The following is a 2,337-nucleotide window of genomic DNA, read 5'->3' as shown; positions in this document are numbered from 1 at the left end:
GTAACGGTCAAATAAACTTGGATACTTTTCTAGGCACTTTTACTTAGTTTTATCTCATATTCTGCTGGTGAGATATTTCCTAATTTATAATGTCGTCGTTTTTGATTATTAAACGGCTCGATATACTCAATAATGTCAGCCATAGCTTAACGCCTTGTTTGATAACGACGATAGTTAACTCGCTCAGATTTCAAACTACGGAAGAAGTGTTCAGTAACGGCATTATCCAAACAATTTCCTGCACGGCTCCTACTAAAGACTAAGCCATGTTCTTTTAATGAACCCTGAGTTACTTCACACGTATATTGTTCACCCTCATCTGAGTGGAATAGAACGCCATCAGTTGGTTGACGGTTATTTACGGCTAGTCGTAAAGCTCAGGCTGTCAGTTCGCTGTTCGGCTTATCTGAAAAAGCCCAGCTAATTACTTTGCGTGAACATAAATCCAGAATCACAGCTACCTAGAACCAACCTTGTTGCGTGCGTATATAGGTAATATCACCAGACCATAACTTGTTTAAGTGTTGTGGATTGAACTGACGATTCAAGTAGTTTGGCGCAATAACTGAAGGCTTACCACCAACAGGATATTTATCCTGTTTAAGGTCTTTAGCTACTAGGTTAAGTCTTTTCATCGAAGTACGAACACGATGAATGCCAATATCAAAACCTAACGCCTGTAATTCACCGTGCATACACGCTTCGCCATATGTTGCATCCATATCGACATGAATTTGTTTCATAGCCGCATCAAGCTTTATCTATTCAGGGCAGATAGCCTTTGGCTTAGCTCGATAATAAAACGAGCTAAACCGTATCGATAAACAACGGCATATTTGCTGTACCTTACTTCCTGCCTTTTTCAGCTTGGCAGCTACTTGCTGCCGTTGCTCATTTCCATAGCGAAAAAGGCCGATGTAGATTCAATTGGTCAACGCAACACACATGTGAAAACATTGAGTAGCGGAGGAAAATTGAATGAAGCGTACATTTACCAAACAAGAAAGAGAGTTTGTTTTCGATTCTTGGAAGTCAGGAGTTGGGTTCAGTGACATTGCTAGTCTAATTGATTCTAAACCCGGCAGTGTATTTACAATCCTTCGTGATACTGGAGGTATTAAGCCCGCTCCCCGTCAACGAAGAAGCTTGCACTTAACGCTTGAAGAACGTGAAGAAATCCGTGCTGGCTTATCAGCCAAAAAAGAGTATTCGAGAAATAGCTCGCTTGTTAAACTGCTCACCATCAACAATTTCGAGAGAAATTCAACGTAATCGAGGTCGTAGATATTACAAAGCTGTTGATGATAATAACCTTGCCTGGAGAATGGCTAGGCGGCCTAAACCGTGTCTGTTAGAAGCTAATCCCGAATTAAAACTCACTGTCCTAGAAAAGCTAGAATCCAATTGGTCACCAGAGCAAATATCAGCTTGGATCAAGCGCACAATGCCCAAGCGTAAATCTATGTATATCTCGGCTGAGACTATTTATAAAACCATCCATTACCGAAAACGTAATGTACTTCATCACTCCCTAGCCAAGCATCTCCGTCGTGGTCATAGTTTACGGTATAGCAAAAAGCATTCTCGTAAAGGCGAACGAGGAACCATTAATATTGTTAATGCCGTTTCAATTCACGATATACCATCATATTAAAACTTAAGGGAAAAGACGCTACATCCGTTACTGAAGCACTTATCAATAAGTTTAATGAACTACCAATTAAATTAAGAAAATCATTAACATGGGATAGAGGTATGGAATTAGCTAAACATGCTGAGTTCACTGACAGAACAGGCGTACCTGTTTATTTTTGTGATCCCCAAAGCCCGTGGCAACGAGGTTTAAATGAAAACACTAATAGTTTAATTAGACAGTATTTTCCTAAGAAGACATGTTTACGTCAACACTCTCAAGCGAAATACAGAGCAGTGGCAGAGCAGTTAAATAATCGTCCTAGAAAGGTACTAGAATTTAAAACACCAAGACAAGTAATTGAAAGTAGTGTTGCGTTGACAAGTTGAATCTACAGAAGCTTTTTTTAATAGCTGATTGTCGCTTTGTAATTGCTTAACTTGTTTTTCTAATTCTTGAATACGTATGTGCTCTAGTGTCAATACGCTGCCTTTGGGAGTATGACCTTATTGTTCTTTTCGGTTATGGCTTACCCAGCGCTGAATAGATGATAAACCCACATTCATTGCGGTGCTCGCATTTTTATGTTTATAACCGTGAGTAATGACTAGCTCAGCACATTCACGTTCAAATTATGCTGTTAATATTTTCTTTGGCATTTTTAACCTCATTCGTTAGTTGAATTTTACCTCTAACAAAGTCTC

At 39.3% G+C, this 2,337-nt stretch carries 2 protein-coding genes and 1 pseudogene; 1 reads left to right on the top strand and 2 read right to left on the bottom strand.

Annotated elements, in window-relative coordinates:
* Nucleotides 1-29: 29 nt before the first annotated feature.
* A complete protein-coding gene (locus tag HR060_RS19915; protein ID WP_174201848.1) occupies nt 30-143 on the bottom strand; it encodes an IS3 family transposase in 114 nt (37 codons plus the stop codon).
* 318 nt (nt 144-461) lie between these two features.
* On the bottom strand, nt 462-743 hold the full coding sequence (locus HR060_RS19010) for a hypothetical protein (protein ID WP_174201847.1): 282 nt from the start codon (nt 741-743) through the stop codon (nt 462-464).
* Nucleotides 744-978: 235 nt separating this feature from the next.
* Between HR060_RS19010 and HR060_RS19910 the strand changes: the two are divergent.
* Nucleotides 979-2,022 (top strand): annotated as a pseudogene (locus tag HR060_RS19910) (IS30 family transposase).
* Nucleotides 2,023-2,337 lie beyond the last annotated feature (315 nt).

The organism is Marinifaba aquimaris, from assembly GCF_013328345.1.
In the GTDB taxonomy this organism is placed as follows: domain Bacteria; phylum Pseudomonadota; class Gammaproteobacteria; order Enterobacterales; family Alteromonadaceae; genus Marinifaba; species Marinifaba aquimaris.
Note: the sequence above shows the minus strand (reverse complement) of the source record. Positions and strands in the feature narration are given on the sequence as shown.

Bases quoted from the DNA above. Each gene is read 5' to 3' on its own strand.
- HR060_RS19010 (WP_174201847.1), bottom strand. From the start codon at position 743: ATGAAACAAATTCATGTCGATATGGATGCAACATATGGCGAAGCGTGT.
- HR060_RS19915 (WP_174201848.1), bottom strand. From the start codon at position 143: ATGGCTGACATTATTGAGTATATCGAGCCGTTTAATAATCAAAAACGA.